The organism is Brachybacterium fresconis, from assembly GCF_017876515.1.
Classification (GTDB): domain Bacteria; phylum Actinomycetota; class Actinomycetes; order Actinomycetales; family Dermabacteraceae; genus Brachybacterium; species Brachybacterium fresconis.
The window spans coordinates 4,515,798-4,532,381 of sequence record NZ_JAGIOC010000001.1; the positions used below are offsets into that span (position 1 = coordinate 4,515,798).

The window sequence follows — 16,584 nt, forward strand, 5'->3', positions numbered from 1 at the left end:
GATGACCTGATCGTCGGCCCGGTCCCCGGGGAGGGGCGTGCGATGACCGACGCGGGACGGGACCTCTCGGTCCCGCCCCGCGTCGAGGGAGTGAGGTGCCGGAGCACCTGGTCCGTGTGTCAGGCCTGCGGCCCTGCCTGGGGGTCGGAGGACGGATCGCGCTGCGCCGACAGCAGATCGCGGATCTCGGTGAGCAGCAGGATGTCCTCGGACAGGGGAGTCTCCTCCTCCTCGGGGAGACCGCGGCGCCGGCGGTCCAGGGCGCGCGCCTTGGATATCGGCAGCACGAAGACGAAGTACACGACCGCCGCCGTGATGAGGAAGGCGATGACCGCGGAGAGGATCGCCCCGACGTCGACCCTCGTCGATTCATTGGTGATCAGGAATGCGAGGCCATGGACGTTGCCGCCGCCGAAGACATTGATGATGGGCTGGATCAGGCTGTCCACGAAGGCCCCGATCAGCGCGGTGAACGCGGAGCCGATGACGAGACCGACCGCGAGATCGATGACGTTGCCCTGCATGATGAAGTCCTTGAAACCCTTCATGGGTCATCCTTACTGGGAAATGGGATCGGAATCATGTCACCGAGGCGACACTTCGGGACTCTAGCCGACTATCGAGACCGATACCCACCCCTCCCTCAGGGCGTGAGCGACTTCTCGTGCGCGGGGCCGCTCGACGGAGACCAGCACCTGCGCCGTCCCGGCCGTGCCCTGTCCGAGCACGTCCTCGGTGCCCCCGGCGTCCGGAGGCTCGACGACGACGGCGGGGACAGCGGTCACGGAGGCCGGATCGGGGCCCGAGGTGAGGACGTCGAGATGCGCCCCGGGGACCAGGCGCGGCACCAGCACGGCCGGCACGGGCAGCGCCATCAGTGCGGAATCCTCGGGGATCGCCGCCGCGCCGTCCCCGATGAGCAGGCCGGGCAGCAGCGGGGTCCGGGCGGTGACGTCGAGGGCGACTTCGCGGCCCACGAGCTGCTCCGGTGCGCCGGCGCTGCCCGACGGGACGAGCTCGGCGGCGACCCGCACCGTGGCCAGGTGCCGCTCGGTCAGGACCGTCCCGGCCGACAGGTCCTCCGCCGCGGTCACCACCGGGACGCCGCGCGTGCCCGGTGGCAGCAGGGAGGGGACGAGCAGAGCCAGGGCCAGGGCGAGGGAGAGCACGATCAGCGTGCGGCGACGGCGGCGCAGGGCGCGCCGCCAGGTGGGCACGGAGGCGCGGATCCGGGTGAGCATGGCTCGAACCTAGACGGCGCCCGGCCCGTCCGCCCGCCGTGCGGGCGCGCTGTGGATGACGGGGCGCTGGGGAGGAAGGGTCAGGAGGAGGAGGCTGCTGCGGCCGCCGGCTGCGCGCTCGCGGAGGAGCTGCCGCCGGTGGAGGACCCGGACGTGGACGAGCCGCTGCCGGCCGCGCCGTCCGCGGAGGAGCCGGTCGAGGACGCGCCGTCGGACGCCGCGGAGGATCCGTCGGAGGAGCCACCGCTCGAGGAGCCCGAGGAGGACTGCGAGGACGTTGCGGAGTTCGCGGAGTCGGTGGAGTAGAAGCCGGATCCCTTGAACACGATGCCCACCGAGTCGAAGACCTTCCGCAGCGCATCCTGCGTGCACTCGGGGCAGGTCACCAGCGAGTCCTCGCTGAAGCTCTGGTACTGCTCGAAGCGGTGCCCGCAGCTCTTGCAGGCGTAGACATAGGTGGGCACGAGGCATCCTCCGGGATCTTCTCTCAGCGGCCGCTGCTGCGGCGACCGGAGCGATTCTACGTCCGCGAGGCGGGATCCGGGCCTCAGGAGCCCTCGATCGTGATCAAGCGGACGAGCCCGTCGGCCGTCAGGACGACGGGGATCGGCACATCGTGCTCCCCGCGCGGCAGGGTGCCCGCCTCCAGCAGCTCGTCGGGGTGGATCACCGTGACCACGTGGGTGTCCGCGCCCGCTGCGGACAGGGCACGGTCGTAGTAACCGGCGCCGTGCCCGATCCGGGTCCCCGAGCGGTCCACCGCCACGGCCGGGGTCAGCACGAGGACGGCATCGGCGAGCGCATCGGGGCCGAGGCGCTCCCCGTCGGGCTCCGGGCCGAAGCCCCGTCCCGGGGACGGGAGGAAGGGGGAGAGGCCGTCCCAGGTGATCCACTCGAGCCGGCGCCCCGCGGAGGCCGGGAAGATCATCCGGGCCCCGGCCGCGACGAGCTCGTCGACCAGGGGCATGACGTCGGCCTCGAGCGGCGAGGGGTGGTACGCCGCCACCAGCGGTTCTCTGCTCTCGTCGCCTCCGTCCGCCGCAGCGAGGGCGGCCCCGCGGACCTGCGCGAGCAGCGGGGCGGCATGGTCGATCAGCTGCTGCGCCTCCCGGGCCCGACGGGCGCCGCCGACCTCGCCTTGGTAGGTGCGGGAGCGGCGGCCGCGCAGCTCGGTGCGCAGCTGTTTCTTGCGAGCCGTCATCGCCTCGGTGTCCATGTCCCCAGACTCCCATATCGGGCATCCGACGGAGCGCATGCGCACGGCCGAGGGTCAGCGCCTGCGCACGCCCGAGGGCCGCAGCGTCCGCGCACGCTCCGGCCCGGCGCGCCGTCTACGATGGCGCGATGGTTCACGTCTGGCCGCTCACCCTGCGCGACGGGGAGCTCTCGCTGCGGCCCCTGCGTCGGCGGGACCGCCCCGAGTTCGAGCGCCTGCGCGAGCGCAACCGGGACTGGCTGCGGCCGTGGGATGCCACCGACCCCGAGCGTGCCGCTCGGCAGCTGCCGTTCACCGCCCTGCGCCGATGGAACGACCAGCAGGCCCGGCACGGCTGGTACCTGCCGCTGACGATCATCGCCCGCGGTCGCCTCGCGGGGCAGATCACGGCCGGCCCGATCCAGTACGGGGCGCTGCGCTCGACGGTGCTGGGCTACTGGATCGACCGCGAGCGGGCCGGGGCCGGTCTGGCCCCGCGCGCGACGGCGCTGATGATCGACCATCTCTTCGCCGAGCTCGGCCTGCATCGCATCGAGGTCACGGTGCGCCCCGAGAACACGGCGAGCCTGCGCGTGGTGGAGAAGCTGCACCTGCGTCCCGAGGGCCTGCGACGCTCGGCGATCCATGTCGACGGTGCCTGGCGGGACCATCTGGTGTTCGCGCTCACCGCCGAGGAAGTGGCCACGGGCGCGGACGGCCGCGGGGTGCTCGCCCGGCTGCATCGCGAGTTCCCTTCCGACACGCCCACGGGATGACCAGGGAAATCACATCGTTGTCATTACTGTAGCGGTGTGGAGTCGATCAATCTCGGAGCCGTCCTCTTCGGCCTTCTGCTGCTGCTGTGGGTGGCCTACGCCCTGCCGCGCACCGCGCGCCGGCGCGACGTCATGGGCCGTGCCCGCGCCGCCGAGCTCACCGAGATGACCGCGGAGGCCCGGGACCTGTCCGAGGCCGTCCACACCCGCCGCTCCTCCCGTGAGGTGAATGCCGCCATGCCCCAGGACCGCCTGCTCCTGCGACCCGCCGATCCCACCAGCCGCCCCCGCTTCGACGCCGTCCCCGGCACTCGCATCGACGTCCTCGAGGAGAGGGCGCGCTCGCGGCGGGCGATGCGGACCGTGCTCGCCCTGCTGGCCGTGGGCACCGTCGGCCTGATCGGTCTCGCCCTCGCGCAGGCCATCGCCTGGTGGGTGCCGCTGATCGCGGTCGCCGGCCTCGCCGTGTACCTCGTCGGCCTGCGCCGCGCCGAGCTCGAGCGCCGCGCCCGCACCACCCGCACCGCCACCCGGGCCCGCCAGGAGCGTGCCGAGCGGGAGACGGCCCGTCGGGCAGATGCCGCGAGGACCGCTGCCCCCGTCGCGGAGCCGGCGACCCCGCCCGCCCGTGCCGAGACGTCCGTCCGACGTGAACCGCTGGAGACCACCGCGGAGCGCGCCGCCCACCAGGTCTCCGCGCCGGGGGAGTGGACGCCCCGACCCGTTCCACGCCCCACCTACACCCTGGGCGGCGAGGTCGACGACCTCGCCAGTCGGCACGCCGCCCACCGGGAGAGCATGCGTGCCACGTCCGTCCCGCTCGAGAGCGAGGGGGTCGAGGAGCTCGAGGCGGCCGACGAGACCTACGCTCCCGCGCAGGACCTGCGGCTCGACGAGATCCTCGCCCGCCGCCGCGCCTGAGATGGACGGGTCCGCACGCCTGGCCGAGATCGAGCAGGCGCTGGCCCGCGAGGGCTGGTCCGAGCGGCCGGTGGCGGTGCTCGATCTCGACGCCTTCGACGCGAACCTCGCGGAGCTCGCCCGGCGTGCCGACGGCACCCCGCTGCGGGTCGCCTCGAAATCCCTGCGGGTGCGCACGCTGCTGGACCGGGCGCTGGCGCATCCCGGCTGCCGCGGCGTGCTCGCCTACACGCTGCCGGAGGCCCTCTGGCTCGCGGACGGCGGGATCGAGGACCTGGTGGTCGCCTATCCCACCACCGACCGCGCCGCCCTGCGCCGACTGGCGGGCGACCCGTCGGCGCCGGCCGCCATCACCCTGATGGTCGACGAGGTCGCCCAGCTCGAGCTGCTCCTGGACGCGACGTCGGACGTGCGCGACGGGACGCGGCCGATCCGGGTCGCGATCGAGCTCGACGTCTCCTATGCTCCGCTGCCCGGCATCCGCTTCGGCGCCCACCGCTCCCCGGTGCGCACCCCCGCACAGGCCCGCGAGCTGGCCGAGGAGATCGCCCGCCGCCCGGGCCTCGAGCTGGTCGGCCTGATGGCCTACGAGGGGCACGTCGCCGGGGTCACCGACGCGGCCCGCACCCCCTACGGCGCCGCCGTGCGAACCATGAAGGCCCTCTCCCGACCCGACATCGCGTCCCGCCGCGCCGAGGCGGTCTCCGCGGTCCGGGAGGTGGCGGACCTCGAGTTCGTCAACGGCGGCGGCACCGGCTCGATCGAGTCCACCGGCGCCGAGGCCGTCGTCACCGAGATCGCCGCCGGCTCCGGACTCGTCGGCTCCGGGCTGTTCGACCACTACCGCGATTTCCACCCCCGACCCGCCCTGCACCTGGGGTTCTCCGTGGTCCGACGACCAGCCCCCGGGATCGCCACGCTGCTGGGCGGCGGATGGATCGCCAGCGGTGTCCCCGGTCAGGACCGTCTGCCCACCATCGCGCACCCGCCCGGCCTGGCCTACGCCCCGCAGGAGGCGGCCGGCGAGGTGCAGACCCCGGTCGTGGGCGCCGCTGCCGACGATCTGCGGGTGGGGGAGACCGTCTGGCTGCGCCATGCGAAGGCGGGAGAGCCCGCGGAGCATCTGGCGGCATATGTGCTGATCTCCGGCGACGAGGTGGTCGCCGCCGCCCCCACCTACCGTGGAGAGGGGGCAGTCTTTCTCTGAGGAGATGCCGCTGAGGAGATGCCGCTGAGGAGATGCCGCTCGCCGGCTCGCGAGGGTCCGGGCCGGCGGACCACGGCGGCCGAGCCATCGGACCGCAGCGGTCGAGCCCGCGGACCGGAACGGAAGGAACCCATGGTGCTGATCTCATGCCCGACCCACCGCACCTGGAGCGGGACGGTCCGCTGGAGCCCGCAGCAGGTCCTTGCTCCGCGCAGCGAGGACGAGATCCTCGCGGCCATGCGCACCGCCCGAGAGGCCGGGGCGGGCCTGCGGATGATCGGCGGCGGGCACTCCTTCTCCGCGCTGGTGGCGACCGACGGCGTGATGGCCGGCCTCGACGGCTACCGGGGTCTGGTGCGGGTCGACGCCGACTCCGGGTTCGTCACGCTGCGAGGCGGCACCCGGTTGTGGGAGATCGCCGACCTGCTCGCCCCGCACGGCCTCGCATTGTCGGTGATGGGGGACATCGACCACCAGTCCATCGCCGGGGCGATCCAGACCGGCACCCACGGCACCGGAGCGCGCTTCACCGGCTTCGCGGGCATGGTCCGCGGGCTCCGCCTCGCCCTGCCCGACGGATCCGTCGTGGACACCTCACCGACCCGGGACCCCGATCTCTTCCAGGCCGCCCGTCTGGGGCTCGGCGCGGTCGGCGTCGTCCTCGAGGTCACCCTCGCCTGCGTGCCCCGGTACCGGTTGGATCTCGTGGAGGCCACCGTCGACCTCGACGAGGCGCTCGGCAGCTTCGTCGCGGACTCCGCGATCGCCGACCACCACGAGCTGTTCTGGTTCCCGCGCACCGACCGGGCGACCGTGCGGACCATGCGCCGGGTCCCCCAGGACACCCCGGCCCGGGGCCCCGGTCGCGTGGCCGGGGTGATCCAGCAGGAGGTGCTCGGCAACGGGGCCTGGGAGCTGCTGTGCCGTGGGGCCTCGCTCGCACCGGCCCTCAGCCGGCCCGCCGCCGAGCTCGCTTCCCGGGTCTTCGCCGGGCCGCGGGTGCTGGACGATTCCGCCGCGGTGTTCACCGCGCCGCGCCGGGTGCGCTTCCACGAGTCCGAATGGGCGATCCCCACCGAACGTCTCGGGGAGGCGTTCACCGCGCTGCGGGCACGGCTGACGGCCGAGGACGTCCGCGTCACCTTCCCGCTCGAGATCCGCCGCGCCGCGCCCGACGACGTCTGGCTGTCCACCGCCTACGGCCGCGACACCGTCTACCTCGCGGCGCACCGCTACCACCGGGAGGACCCCGGGCCGTACCTGCTGCTGATCCAGCGCATCCTCGCCCCCTTCACGGCTCGTCCGCACTGGGGCAAGCAGCACTGGCTCGGGGCCCCACAGCTTCGGGAGCTGTATCCGCGCTTCGAGGACTTCCGGGCGGTGCGCGCGGCGGCCGACCCCGAGGGGATGCTCATGACCCCGTATCTCCGCCATCTGCTGGGATGATGGGGGAGTCCGTCCTGCGGCGGGATCGGCACCCGGGTCCGCCGCGGCCTAGGCTGTCGGCGATGAACAGCTCCTCGCCCCGCACCCCGCCCTCGTCCGTCCCCAGCCCGACGCGTCTGCTGGAGATCGCGACCACCGCGGCCGGCGCCGCGGCCGACTACATCCGCTCCCTGGACCGTGACCACCTCAGTCGCGAGTACAAGACCTCCAGCCACGACATCGTCACCGAGCACGACAGGGCGAGCGAGGAGATCATCGTCTCCGAGCTGCGGCGCCTGCTGCCGACCTGCCGCATCGTCGGCGAGGAGGGCGGGGAGCGCCCGGCCGCGGAGGGCTCCGCCGAGGCGGAGGGCCCGGTGGTGAGCTTCTACGTCGACCCCATCGACGGCACCAGCAACTTCGCCGCCGGACTGCCGCTGTTCTGCATCTCGATCGGGGTCGCGGTCGATGACGAGCTGGTCGCCGGGGTGATCGACGCGCCGATCCTCGGTCAGATCTTCTCCGCGGCCGACGGGCCCGCGATGCTGGGCGGCGTCCCGATCAGCCCGCGCTCGACGAATGCCCCGGCCGATGCCCTGCTGCTGACCGGCTTCCCCGGGCAGCGCGACGCCCTCGAGTTCCCCGAGCTCGCCGCCCGCGCCCACGTCGAGATCCACCAGGAGCACTCCGCCGTCCGCCACCTCGGCACCGCGGCCCTGGAGCTCGCCTACGTCGCCGCCGGCTGGGCCGATGCCACCGCACTGGCCTCGATCAACTCCTGGGACATCGCCGCCGGTTTCCATCTCGTCCGGCAGGCGGGCGGCTCGATCCGCAGCTGGCCGGGACGGGACCGCAGCGACCGGCCCGCTCACCTCCACCCCGCCTACGTCGCCTGCACGGGACCCGAGCGGCTCGACCTGCTCGATGCGCTCCACGAGCAGGTCCAGGAGGTCCGCGACGCGGATCTGTGATCCTCGTCAAGGCGGCCTCGTCAGTTCGTCACCCGGCGCTGCCCGGTGCTAATCTGTCGGGGTCGCCACGCGACATGGGGCTATGGCGCAGTTGGTAGCGCGTCTCGTTCGCAATGAGAAGGTCCGGGGTTCGAATCCCCGTAGCTCCACCGCATGACCTGGGCCGCGTTACCGTTCACGAACGGTTGCGCGGCCCAGGTCTTTCTGCGTCCGGTGCCATGTGGTGGGATGGAGGGACGCCCGGCCAGACGATGGCCGCCGACCCCGGGGAGCCGCATGATCCAGCCCGTCGCAGCGCCCGCAGGTCGCCCGCTGGTCTCGGCGGTGACCGGGACCAATGGCAAGACCAGCGTCGCCAGTGCCACCCTGCAGCTGTTGCGGGCCGTCGGGTGGCGCGCAGCGGGCTACGACTCGACCGGCATCACGGACGTCGACGGCATCGTGCACATCGCGCGTCCACGGCGTTCACCGGACTTTCTGCCCGAGATGATCGAGTACCAGGCTCGCGCCGGTGCGACGGCCATGTCCCTCGAGGCCTTCGTCGGCATCCTCGCCGACGGACTGTTCGAGCGCGTCGAGGTCGACACCGCCGTGTGCACGGGTCTCGAACGAGATCACCTGGACGTCCACGGCAGCATCGAGGCGTACTGGGGCGCCAAGCTGTCCCTGTTCGACACGCACCTGCGGCCCGACGGGGTCGCCGTGATGGCGACGGACTGCGCGCAGGGTGACCGGGTGCGCGCTGCGGTGCAGCGGCGCGGGGCGCGCCTGGTCACGGTGGGGGAGGGCGGAGACCTCGCGTTCACGGCCCCTCGGGAGGTCGATGGAGGGCTCTGCGGACGACTCATGATCGACGAGGAGGTCTTCGAGGTCACGCTGCCGACGGTGCACTCGATCGCCGTCACCAATCTGCTGCTGGCCGCGGCCGCCGTCCTCACCGCGGGGTCTGCGCCGGACATCCTGGCCCGGGCTCTCGAGGAGACCACCCCGCCGCCGGGTCGTCTCGAGGTCATCGCGCGGAGCCGCGGCGTCACCGCGATGGTCGACACCGCGCACAATCCCGGCGCTCTGCGGACCGCACTGCGAACGGTGCGGGCACGCACGACGGGACGGCTGCTGGTGGTGTTCGGGGCCGGCGGGGAGAGGGACCGTCCCAAGCGGAACGAGATGGGGGCGATCGCCGCTTCGCTCGCCGACCTCGTGATCCTGACCGACGACAACCCCCGGCGCGAGTCACCGGGGCGCATCCGCTCCGATGTGCGTGCGGGATGCCCGGACTGCCTGGAGATCCCGCGCCGACAGGACGCGATCCACGCCGCGCTGGAGATAGCCCGTCCAGGCGACGTCGTGCTGGTCGCCGGCAAGGGCGACGAGACGGAGCAGCTGATCGGGACCCGTCGAGTGCCCCACGACGACCGCGAGGTCATCCGGCGAGCGATGCCGCAGACATGATCTGCGCGGTGCCCGCAGGGAGTGGACACCGCGCAGCTCAGGAACGGCTCAGATCTTCCCGCCGTCGGGGTCATATCCTCCGTCGGGGTTCCAGCCTCCGTCGGGGTCGCCTCCGCTGTCGGGGTTCCAGCCTCCGTCGGGGTCGCCTCCGCTGTCGGGGTTCCAGCCGCCGTCGGGGTCGCCCCCTCCGTCCGGGTTCCATCCGCCGTCCGGATCGTAGCCCCCATCCGGGTCATATCCGGGATTCACGCCGTTCGTCATGATGCCTCCTGGCTTCGGTGTGTGTCCTTCGTCATAGAGTCAACGTGCTTCCTCGCGTGCGTGCAAGGGGTGTGCGGTGAATTCTTGGACATGTGCCGGGTCGGCCGTCACGTCCAGCATTCGGCTCCCTCTCGTGACGGCGTGGTCCGCCACGAAGGCACCGCATGATGGCGCGCTGCGGTGCGATCATCCGAGAACTCGCTCGGACGGGACACCGAAGGGGGTCCTCATGGCCGCACCCACCGACGTCGTCTCCGTGGCCGCGCGCGGCATCATGCCCACCCGCGCCTGGGACCTGCTCGCCGGCCGGGTCCTGCGGGTCTACTCCTCGATGGACCGCTTCACGGGCCATCGGGGCCCCCGAGGACCGAGGACCGAGGACCGCGGCGTGGCCGGCCGGCCTCCCGCCGGGTACTCTCCCTGCGGAACCACCGACCGGGGGAGGGGCGCGATGACCACGAGCATCGTCCTGATCCACGCCATCCGCTCCTCGCGCACCATGTGGCAGGGACAGGTCCGTCGCCTGCGCGAGCACGGCTACCGGGTGATCGCCCCGGATCTGCCCGGGCACGGGCTCCGACGAGGCGAGACGTTCTCTCTGCACGGCGCCCTGGAGACCATCGACGAGGCCGTCGCGGCCTGCGAGGAGCCGCCGCTGCTGGTCGGCCTCTCCCTCGGCGGCTACATGACGCTGCACTGGGCGGCGCAGAACCCGCAGCGGCTCGCGGCGGTGGTCGCCGCGGACTGCACGATCGTCCCCGGCCCCGCTTCGGTTCGCCTCTACGGGCTGTGGATGAGCATGAAGGACTGGATGCCGGGGGACACGGATTCCCGGGTGGCACGCGCCTTCGCCCGACGCCATACCCGCAAGGCCGCGAGACGCTACTACGGCGGCGGCCGTGCCCGCGGGGTGGTGCCCACCGTCGTGCGCACGATCGGTGCCCTCGACCTGCTCGCGGACGTCGCCTCGATCGAGGTGCCGATCACCTTCGTCAACGGCGAGCACGACCCGTTCCGACGCCACGAGGCGCAGTTCCTCGAGGCGTCGCGGGACGGGAAGCTGGTGGTGCTGCACGACGCCGGACACATCGCGAACCTCTCCCGGCCCAAGCGCTTCGCCAAGGTGCTGCGACGCGCCGCCGGCCCGCGATCCTCCCCTTCGCGGGTGCGGGCGGGAATGGGCGACGGTGCCCGCGCGTAACGCCCCGCCCGGGGCGCCCTCGCCGGTGGCTGCTCGCGCTGCGGTGCCGCCGACCGCTCAGTCGGGCAGGTGACCGGTGCGCAGGAGGTGCTCGAACGCCTGGGCGAAGCGTTCCGCGTCGGCCTTCCGGTTCGGCATCATCGCGATGTCCCGAGCCCCCTGGACCTGGATCTTCACCCGCGAGAAGATCCCGGGCCGGTAGGTGATGCCGGTGATCCGGTCGGCGCGCGCCTCCTTCTTGATCTTCACGCCCGTGAAGCCGCCGGTCACCTTCGCCACCAGCAGCCGACGCACGGTCGCGATCATCACGTCGGGATAGTCGCCGGCGACCCCCGGCACGGCGAGCAGGACCTCTTCCTGCGGGTCCAGCGCCTTGGGGACGTCGCGCCGCAGTCCCGGCGAGGAGAACAGCTCGTTGCGGTTCAGCGCGGTGGCATAGGACATGGAAGCGCGGGACGTGGTCATCGCGCCATCGTAGAGCCACGGTGCGCCGCACGCAGAGCTGTGGCACCCCGTGCGGCGCACCGGTCGGGGACCGGCAGCAGGCGATGGGGACTTGTCCCCATGGGCGGATCCGTCGAGCGTATATACGGTCGAGGACGATACGGATGACGAGCGGCCGCCCCCGCAGGAGAGGCGGCCAGGACGATGGGGCGGGCATGAGCGGATTCTTCGGGGCGGACCCCGAGCAGCTGCGGGAGCACGCGACCACGATGCGGGCGAAGGCACAGCGTCTCGTGGAGCTGCGCGACAGTCTTGAACCGCTGGTCATGGACGAGTCGATCTGGCACGGCCAGGATGCCGACAGCTTCCGGCAGAGCTGGAGCGGAGTCACGGCGCCGCTGTTCGCCGGCAGCGGGGAGGACCTCACCCGCCGCGGCCGGGGTCTCGAGGATCATGCCGAGCAGCAGGACACCGCGTCCGTGGCGGATGGCGGCTCCGGGGCGGGGGAGGGCTCCGGCGGGGGCTCGGACGAGGGGTTCAACCCGCTCTCCTTCCTCGGCGACCTGGCGAAGGACGCGCAGGACATCTTCAAGAACTCGACGAAGATGCTCGATTTCCTCAAGCGCATCCCGTCGGCCGCCGACGAGTACGCCCAGCTCGCCGAACGCGGACTGGAGGGTCTGTGGAAGTCCTCCTACCTCGATGAGCTGTTCAACGGCGGAAAGGGATGGCAGGCGGCCGCGGAGAGCGCACTGGGCAAGCTGGGCATTCCCTCGTCGCTGGGCACGTTCGAGCCGGGGAAGTACCTCAACAAGCTCGACGAGGTCGCTCCGTTCCTCAAGACCGGCGGCAAGCTGCTCGGCAAGGCGGTGCCCTTCGCCGACATCGGCTTCGGACTCCACCAGGCCTTCACCGCCGACAACGCCTACGACCGCTGGAGCGGCGGACTCGGGGCGGCCGGCGGCACCCTGCTCGCGATCGCCCCGCTGACCGGTCCGGCAGCCCCGATCGTGGGAGCGATCGGCGCAGGCCTCGGCGTCGTCTCCATCGGCATGGACGTCGGCAAGCTCGTCTATGAGAACTGGGACGACATCACCGGCACGGTGGGTGATGCCTGGGACGCCACCACCGGGGCGATCAGCGACACGGCCGGGGCCGTGAGCGACGCCGTCGGAGATGCCTCCGAGGCGGTCACCGATACCGTCAGCGACGTCGGCTCCACCGTCAGCGACGGCATCGGAGCGGTCGGCGACGCCTTCGGCTTCTGAACCTGGCCGGCTTCTGAACACGGTCGGCTTCTGAACACGGTCGGCTTCTGAACACGGGCTGGTCCGATGACGACGGACCCGGGGAGCTCTCGCCCCGGTGTGCTCCAGCCCTCTCGACCCTAGGATGACGGACATGACCCAGCAGACCCTGCGCACCGAGCGCGACGCCGCCGGTGCCTACGAGATCCTCGCCGCCGCCACCTCTGAGCCGGAGGTCCTCGTGGTCCTGACCGACGAGGAGCTGATCGCGCTGGCCGGCACGGAGGCCACGGAGCTCGCCGGCACCCCGTTCCTCGACACGGCGGGCCTCGAGCGCGATCCGGCCGCCGCCGTGGCGCTGCGATCCCTGGTCGCCCGCGGCCTCGTCGTGCTCGAGGAGGACGGGCGGGAGAACGAGGGGGAGGACCTCGGGGACGGATCCCCGGCGCGGCGCACCGCGCAGCTGGATCGCACCCTCGCCGGGCTGCTCACACTGCGCTCATCCCCGCTGGCCCTGGCGAACCTCACGCGCCGCGTCGCCGATCAGACGACCTCGCTCATGGTGTACCTGTTCCCGCAGAGCGGCGTGCTGGAGGAATTCATCACCGCCGACGGGTTCCACCACTTCAGCGTCCCCGCCCGCCAGGCCGTTCCCGGGCGGCTCGCACGCTACGCGGACGCGGCGGAGGTCGCCGGCGCGGCCGACGGCGGCAGCATCGAAGGCACCGTCGCCGGGATCGAGTCCTCGACCGACCCGCTCGCCGCCCGTCTGCAGGACACCCGTGCCCTGACCGTCCTGACCACGGCGCACGAGGACGTCACCACCCAGGTCTCGATCATGGCGACCTCCGACGGCGTGCTCGTGATGGACACTCCGCAGGACGAGGCCGAGCAGACGCTCGTGCGGGAGATCGGGGCGGGCACCCTGCTGGAGCTGTTGGACGGCGCCCTGCCTCGGCCCGACGCTCTGTGAACGCCGACAGGACCGTCGGCGCACCCGCCCCGTAGGCTGGGGGCATGACCCGCCCCGTGCTGCGCGTCGGCTTCGTGCCGGGCGTCGAACCAGACCGTTTCGTGCGCCGCTGGCGCGCCGGACGCCGTCCGGCCTTCCTGGAGACCGTGCCCGTGCCGGTCTCGACCCAGCGCGAGGCGCTCACCCGTGAAGACGTCGACATGTGCTTCGTCCGGATGCCACTGCCCTCCGAGGATCTCCACCTGATCCCCCTGTGGGAGGAACGGCCCATGATCGTCGTCGGCACCGAGAGCGTCCTGAGCCTGCACGACGAGCTGACCGAGGCCGACCTGGCCGAGGAGACGGAGATCCCCGCCGACGGGCCCGACGACGCCGCCCAACGGGTCGCGGTCGTTGCCAGCGGGGTCGGCTTCACCCGGCTCCCGATGTCGCTGGCCCGCCTGCACCACCGCAAGGACGTGGTCCATCGGCCCCTGACGGACGCCGACCCCACTCGTATCGCCCTGGCCTGGCCCCGGGCCGCCGACGACGACCTGCGTCAGGAGTTCGTCGGCGTCGTCCGCGGCCGCACGCCCCGATCCAGCCGCTGAGGCCGCAGCCCCATCCCTTCCGTTCTTCCCGCCGCTGACGCGGCATCGTTCTTCCCGCCGCTGACGCGGCATCACGACGACAGGAGAGTTCCCATGACCGAGCAGCCCCGCATGAACGTCGAGAGCTTCAACCTCGACCATCGCACCGTCGCCGCCCCCTACCTGCGCATCGCCGACCGCAAGGAGCTCCCCGGCGGCGACGTGCTCACCAAGTTCGACGTGCGCTTCACCCAGCCCAACACCGAGCATCTGGACTCCGAGACCGTGCACTCGCTCGAGCACCTCATGGCCGAGCACATGCGCAACCACACCGGCGACGTCCTGGATGTCTCCCCGATGGGATGCCGCACCGGCTTCTACGTGCTGCTGGTCGGCGACCACACGCCGGAGGGGTTCGCCCCCGTCCTGGAAGCCACGCTGCGTGATCTGCTCGCGGCGGACGAGGTGCCCGCCGCCAACGAGATCCAGTGCGGGTGGGGCGCCCACCACACGCTGCAGGGCGCGCAGGACGCCGCCCGCACCTTCCTCGACGCCCGCGAGCAGTGGGGTCAGGTCACCGCACGCTGAGTCCCTCGCGCACCGCCGCCAGCAGGCGCGCGGTGCGCGGGTCCTCGGCGATCTCGTCGACGCCGATCACCTGCCCGTCGGCGTCGGCCAGCGGGATGCGCCAGTTCGGGTACTCCTCGTCGGTACCCGGCTGATTCTGGATCCTGCGCTCGCCGACGCAGTCCACGAGCGAGACCCCCAGCAGCATCGACGGCGTGCACGCCAAGTGCCGATGCAGGGCGATCACCGTGGTCTCGAGGTCCGCCCCGGACTCCAGCAGCCCCTCCTCACGCAAGAGGTCGAGCACCTGCTCGCGCCCGGCGGCATCGGCCGCCTGCTCCTGCTCCAGCGGACGCTCCAGCAGGCCCAGCTCATGACGCAGCGCGACATGGTCACCGGCCAGGTATCCGGCCGTCGGCGGCAGGTCGTGCGTGTTCACCGATGCCATGCACAGCGCGCGGTAGTCCTCCGCGCGCAGCGGGCGTCCCTCGTCGTCGTGCTCGAACCACAGGATCGAGGTGCCGAGGATCCCGCGATCGACCAGGTAGTCGCGCACCCACGGCTCGAAGGTGCCCAGATCCTCCCCGACCACCACGGTGCCGGAGCGCTGCGCCTCCAGCGCCAGGATGCCGATCATCGCCTCGTGGTCGTAGGAGACGTAGGCGCCGTCGGACGCCTCATGACCCTCGGGGATCCACCACAGGCGGAACAGCCCCAGCACGTGATCGATGCGCAGGGCGCCCGCATGGCGCATGAGGGTGCGCAGCATGTCGCGCCAGGGCCGGTAGGAGGCCTCGCGCAGCTGCTCGGGGTGCCACGGCGGCTGATGCCAGTTCTGCCCCTGCTGGTTGTACTGGTCGGCCGGTGCCCCGACCCCGGCGCCCCGCGCGAGCACATGGCGCAGGCGCCAGGAATCCGCCCCGATCTGCTCCACGCCGACCGCGAGATCGTGCATGATGCCGACGCGCATCCCGGCCTCGCGGGCGGCCACCTGCGCGGCCCCCATCTGCTCATCCAGCAGCCACTGCGTCCAGACGTGGAACTCGATCCGCTCGGCCAGATCGACCCGAGCCCGCTGGACGGCGGCGTCCCCGAGATCCTCCAGGACGGCTTCATCGGCGGTGCCGTGCACCTGCTCCGCGATCGCGGACCACAGCGCGAAGTCCTCCAGGCCCCGGCCCTCGCGTCGGTGATAGGCGTCCAGCAGGGCGTGCCGCCCCGCCGACAGCGGCACCGCGAAGAGCTCCTCGAGGGCCTCCAGCTTCGCCGCGAGCACCTCGTCGCGCTCGAGATGGTCCGCCCGGGCGTTCCATCCCTCGACGCCGCCGCGGAGACGCTGCACCTTCTGCCGGGCGACGTCCGAGAGGTCCCGGTACTCCGGGACGTCCTCGATGCGCAGGTAGAGCACGCTGGTGAAGCGGCGCGTCACCGGCAGGTACGGAGAGGGCTCGACCGGCGGGGTCGGGTAGGACGCGTGCAGCGGGTTCACCAGCAGGAAGTCCGCGCCGTGGCGGGTGGCGGAGATCGCTGCCAGATCGCGCATGTCCCCGAGATCGCCGATGCCCCAGGATCGCCGCGAGCGAACCGAGTACAGCTGCGCCTGCACCCCGAAGCCGGGCCGGGCGGCGACGGCGTCCTGGACGGTGAGCCGGGCAGGCGTGACGACGACGTCCGCCTCGGTCGGTCCGGCCGATGTCGCCGCGACCAGCCGGTGCCAGCCCAGCGGCAGCCCGGCGGGCAGACGGAACCTCGCGCGCCCGCGCAGCTGCCCGTCCAGATCATAGGGCGGGGTGAAGTCCTCGACCTGCTCGAGGTCGCGCCGACCGCCGTCCTCCAGCAGCAGGCGCGCCGTCACCGTCGTGCCGTGGTCGACGTGGACGGGGACCGTGGTGCCGAGGTCCTCGCGCAGGACCGTCACCGGGGGCAGGGTGCGCCGCCACGGGACGCGCTCGTGCTCGTCGCGGATCCGGGCGATGTCCGTCTCGGACGTGACCTCCGCGCCGAGGGCCGCGAGGACGGCGCGCAGGGTGCCGTCGGCGACAGCCCTGCGGGTGCCGTCCCAGCCCCAATAGTCAGTGCTGACGCCGAGGTCGCGGGCGAGATCGCGCAGCGGTGAGGAATCCGAAGCCATGCG

The 16,584-nt window shown here is 72.4% G+C and carries 18 protein-coding genes and 1 tRNA gene; 12 read left to right on the forward strand and 7 right to left on the reverse strand.

The genetic code is table 11. The features are described 5' to 3' along the window. Positions 1-119: 119 nt before the first annotated feature. The 4 genes from mscL to JOF44_RS20030 all read right to left on the reverse strand — a co-directional run bounded on the left by mscL (position 120) and on the right by JOF44_RS20030 (position 2,457). Positions 120-548: a large conductance mechanosensitive channel protein MscL gene (gene mscL, locus JOF44_RS20015; RefSeq protein WP_209895472.1), complete on the reverse strand. Its 429-nt coding sequence runs from the start codon at positions 546-548 to the stop codon at positions 120-122. Positions 549-608: 60 nt separating this feature from the next. Then, positions 609-1,241, reverse strand: a complete 633-nt coding sequence (locus tag JOF44_RS20020) for an SAF domain-containing protein (RefSeq protein ID WP_209895474.1) — start codon at positions 1,239-1,241, stop codon at positions 609-611. Between the two features lie 80 nt (positions 1,242-1,321). Continuing rightward, positions 1,322-1,705, reverse strand: coding sequence for an FmdB family zinc ribbon protein (locus JOF44_RS20025; protein WP_209895476.1), 384 nt, complete (start codon positions 1,703-1,705; stop codon positions 1,322-1,324). 83 nt (positions 1,706-1,788) lie between these two features. Beyond that, entirely contained in the window at positions 1,789-2,457 is a 669-nt protein-coding gene (locus JOF44_RS20030) for a 5-formyltetrahydrofolate cyclo-ligase (protein WP_209895478.1), read from the reverse strand. A 128-nt stretch (positions 2,458-2,585) separates the two neighbouring features. Between JOF44_RS20030 and JOF44_RS20035 the strand changes: the two genes are divergently transcribed. The 7 genes from JOF44_RS20035 (at position 2,586) to JOF44_RS20065 (ending at position 9,188) form a co-directional block, all read left to right on the forward strand. Next, positions 2,586-3,212, forward strand: coding sequence for a GNAT family N-acetyltransferase (locus JOF44_RS20035; RefSeq protein ID WP_209895480.1), 627 nt, complete (start codon positions 2,586-2,588; stop codon positions 3,210-3,212). A 36-nt stretch (positions 3,213-3,248) separates the two neighbouring features. Next, the gene (locus JOF44_RS20040; protein WP_209895482.1) at positions 3,249-4,133 is read left to right on the forward strand and encodes a hypothetical protein; all 885 of its coding nucleotides are present in this window, start codon (positions 3,249-3,251) and stop codon (positions 4,131-4,133) included. A gap of 1 nt (position 4,134) precedes the next feature. Further along, entirely contained in the window at positions 4,135-5,340 is a 1,206-nt protein-coding gene (locus tag JOF44_RS20045; protein ID WP_209895484.1) for an alanine racemase, read from the forward strand. A 132-nt stretch (positions 5,341-5,472) separates the two neighbouring features. Then, positions 5,473-6,786, forward strand: coding sequence for a D-arabinono-1,4-lactone oxidase (locus JOF44_RS20050; protein ID WP_209895486.1), 1,314 nt, complete (start codon positions 5,473-5,475; stop codon positions 6,784-6,786). Positions 6,787-6,848: 62 nt separating this feature from the next. Continuing rightward, entirely contained in the window at positions 6,849-7,736 is an 888-nt protein-coding gene (locus JOF44_RS20055) for an inositol monophosphatase family protein (protein WP_209895488.1), read from the forward strand. Between the two features lie 76 nt (positions 7,737-7,812). Beyond that, positions 7,813-7,885, forward strand: a tRNA-Ala gene (locus JOF44_RS20060). A gap of 127 nt (positions 7,886-8,012) precedes the next feature. Then, the gene (locus JOF44_RS20065) at positions 8,013-9,188 is read left to right on the forward strand and encodes a Mur ligase family protein (protein WP_209895490.1); all 1,176 of its coding nucleotides are present in this window, start codon (positions 8,013-8,015) and stop codon (positions 9,186-9,188) included. A gap of 48 nt (positions 9,189-9,236) precedes the next feature. On the opposite strand, the gene JOF44_RS20070 is transcribed toward JOF44_RS20065, so the two are convergent. Next, positions 9,237-9,449 (reverse strand): hypothetical protein, encoded by a 213-nt coding sequence (locus tag JOF44_RS20070; RefSeq protein WP_209895492.1) that lies wholly within the window; start codon positions 9,447-9,449, stop codon positions 9,237-9,239. A gap of 229 nt (positions 9,450-9,678) precedes the next feature. On the opposite strand from JOF44_RS20070, the gene JOF44_RS20075 reads away from it, so the two are divergent. Further along, positions 9,679-10,650: an alpha/beta fold hydrolase gene (locus tag JOF44_RS20075; RefSeq protein WP_209895494.1), complete on the forward strand. Its 972-nt coding sequence runs from the start codon at positions 9,679-9,681 to the stop codon at positions 10,648-10,650. Between the two features lie 57 nt (positions 10,651-10,707). Here JOF44_RS20075 and JOF44_RS20080 read toward each other — a convergent pair whose 3' ends face one another. Then, a complete protein-coding gene (locus tag JOF44_RS20080; protein WP_209895496.1) occupies positions 10,708-11,115 on the reverse strand; it encodes a hypothetical protein in 408 nt (135 codons plus the stop codon). A gap of 194 nt (positions 11,116-11,309) precedes the next feature. Here JOF44_RS20080 and JOF44_RS20085 point away from each other — a divergent pair, with 194 nt between their 5' ends. The 4 genes from JOF44_RS20085 (at position 11,310) to JOF44_RS20100 (ending at position 14,471) form a co-directional block, all read left to right on the forward strand. Then, a complete protein-coding gene (locus JOF44_RS20085; protein WP_209895497.1) occupies positions 11,310-12,362 on the forward strand; it encodes a WXG100 family type VII secretion target in 1,053 nt (350 codons plus the stop codon). A gap of 133 nt (positions 12,363-12,495) precedes the next feature. Continuing rightward, positions 12,496-13,314, forward strand: a complete 819-nt coding sequence (locus JOF44_RS20090; RefSeq protein WP_209895499.1) for a hypothetical protein — start codon at positions 12,496-12,498, stop codon at positions 13,312-13,314. A gap of 44 nt (positions 13,315-13,358) precedes the next feature. Next, a complete protein-coding gene (locus JOF44_RS20095) occupies positions 13,359-13,904 on the forward strand; it encodes a LysR substrate-binding domain-containing protein (protein ID WP_209895501.1) in 546 nt (181 codons plus the stop codon). A 93-nt stretch (positions 13,905-13,997) separates the two neighbouring features. After that, the gene (locus JOF44_RS20100) at positions 13,998-14,471 is read left to right on the forward strand and encodes an S-ribosylhomocysteine lyase (protein ID WP_209895504.1); all 474 of its coding nucleotides are present in this window, start codon (positions 13,998-14,000) and stop codon (positions 14,469-14,471) included. Here the strand turns inward: JOF44_RS20100 and malQ are convergent. Continuing rightward, positions 14,458-16,581 (reverse strand): 4-alpha-glucanotransferase, encoded by a 2,124-nt coding sequence (malQ, locus tag JOF44_RS20105; RefSeq protein WP_209895505.1) that lies wholly within the window; start codon positions 16,579-16,581, stop codon positions 14,458-14,460. The genes JOF44_RS20100 and malQ overlap by 14 nt on opposite strands. Positions 16,582-16,584 lie beyond the last annotated feature (3 nt).